The sequence below is a fragment of the Dietzia sp. DQ11-44 genome (genome assembly GCF_014145205.1).
GTDB classification, from domain to species: domain Bacteria; phylum Actinomycetota; class Actinomycetes; order Mycobacteriales; family Mycobacteriaceae; genus Dietzia; species Dietzia natronolimnaea.
This window is the reverse complement of record NZ_JAALEC010000494.1, coordinates 1-1,758: the sequence shown is the minus strand read 5'-3', so window position 1 is coordinate 1,758 and position 1,758 is coordinate 1. Positions and strand designations below refer to the sequence as shown.

At 70.8% G+C, this 1,758-nt stretch carries 2 protein-coding genes; both read right to left on the bottom strand.

Annotation, left to right across the window (positions count from 1 at the left end):
* Positions 1-94 precede the first annotated feature (94 nt).
* Positions 95-1,060 (bottom strand): NADPH:quinone oxidoreductase family protein, encoded by a 966-nt coding sequence (locus G6018_RS12445; RefSeq protein WP_182610165.1) that lies wholly within the window; start codon positions 1,058-1,060, stop codon positions 95-97.
* A gap of 97 nt (positions 1,061-1,157) precedes the next feature.
* Positions 1,158-1,601 (bottom strand): hypothetical protein, encoded by a 444-nt coding sequence (locus G6018_RS12440; RefSeq protein ID WP_182610166.1) that lies wholly within the window; start codon positions 1,599-1,601, stop codon positions 1,158-1,160.
* Between the last annotated feature and the right edge of the window lie 157 nt (positions 1,602-1,758).

Below are 1,758 nucleotides of genomic sequence, written 5' to 3'. Positions count from 1 at the left end.
AGAGCGTTCCGCACACATCCGCCGAGAGCGGGTGCGCGGAACGCTCTTCTCGATGGGGTGATGGACTCGACGGGGCTTCCGGGCCGGGGGTCGCTCAGCGCCCGGTGGTGAGCACGATCTTGCCGACCGCGCCACGGCCGTCCATGAGCTCGAGGGCCTCGGTGGCCTTGTCCAGCGGGAACTCCGCACCGACGAGCGGGTCGAGCTTCCCGGCGGCCAGCAGCGGCTCCACCTCGGTCCACTGCTTCTGCAGGTAACCGGGGTTGCTCATCCAGTACTCGCCCCAGCCCACCCCGACGGCGCTCTTGTTCCCGAGCAGCAGTCGGTTGACCTTGACCGTGGGGATCTCGCCGCCGGTGAACCCGATCACGAGGATCCGGCCCTCCTGTCCGAGGGACCGGATGGAGTCGGTGAAGCGGTCACCGCCCACGGGGTCGACGACGATGTCGACACCCTTCCCGCCGGTGAGCTCCTTCACCGCGTCCTTGAACCCCTCCGGCGCGATGGCGTCGGACGCGCCTGCCTTGAGTGCCAGTTCCCGCTTGTCCCCGGTGGAGGCCACCGCGATCACGCGGGCGCCGGACGCGACGGCGAACTGCGTGGCGGCGATCCCGATCCCGCCACCCGCGCCGTGCACGAGAACCGTCTCCCCGGGCTGGAGCCGGCCGCGGTGCGCCAGCGCGAAGTGCACGGTCAGGACGTTCATGGGGATGGACGCCCCCTGGGCGAAGGTCAACGAGTCGGGCAGCCGGAACACCTGTGAGGGCTCGGTGGAGACCACTTCGGCGAATCCGCCGAGGCCGGGAAAGGCGCACACGCGGTCGCCGGCGGCGAAACCGGATCCCTCGGGAGCGGAGCGGACCACGCCGGCCACCTCCGAGCCGGGGACGAAGGGCAGCGGGGGCGACATCTGGTACTTCCCGCGGGTCTGGAGCACCTCGGGGAAGGTCACCCCTGCGGCGTGGACGTCGATGAGGACCGCTCCCGGCTCCGGTTCTGGGAGGTCGACCACCTCGAGGGCGGCGGGTCCGTCATGGGATGAGATGTGGATGGCACGCATGGACCCATAGTGTCAGCCCGGACACCCGCCTCGCCGGGACAGGGCCGACCGGGTCACGGGTCAGAGGACCCGGTTACACGGGTCGGTGGGCCCGGGTTCACGGGTCGGTGGGCACCGGCGGGGTCGGATCGGCCGTCTCCGGGCGGCGGCGCAGGAGATGGAGTGCGAGCCCCACGGCCACCACGACCTGCCCCACCTGGAAGGCCAGCGCCATCACGATGAACTCCCGCCCGAACGTGGTCGGCAGGACCAGGAGCAACGCGCAGATGCCCAACAGCGCGACAGTGAGGATCTGGCCCCCGGCCAGGAACCGTCGCGGGCTGGTGACCAGGCGGCCGCGGGAGAGCAACAGTACCGAGTTCAGTGCCACGAGCAGGCACACCGGCACCCCGATCTGCGCGGGGAACAGGAACAGGATCACGAAGAGTGGGTGCGAACTCAGGGTGACGGTGCCGGTCGCCAGGAACTGCGGGACGCTCCACAACGCGGTGAGAAGTGCGCAGGACACCGTGATCCACGAGCCGCCCACCAGGATTCGCACCGGTCGAGGATAGCCGTGCCGCCCCCGGCGCGGTGCCCCGCCCACCCGGTGGGCGACCGGTCCCCGCCGGGTCACCCGCGCGTCACTCCCTGGTCAGTGCCTCACCGATGGGTGTCTCGCCGTCGGAGAACTCGATCGTGCGACCGATGGTGTCCGG

Bases quoted from the DNA above. Each gene is read 5' to 3' on its own strand.
- G6018_RS12445 (WP_182610165.1), bottom strand. From the start codon at position 1,060: ATGCGTGCCATCCACATCTCATCCCATGACGGACCCGCCGCCCTCGAG.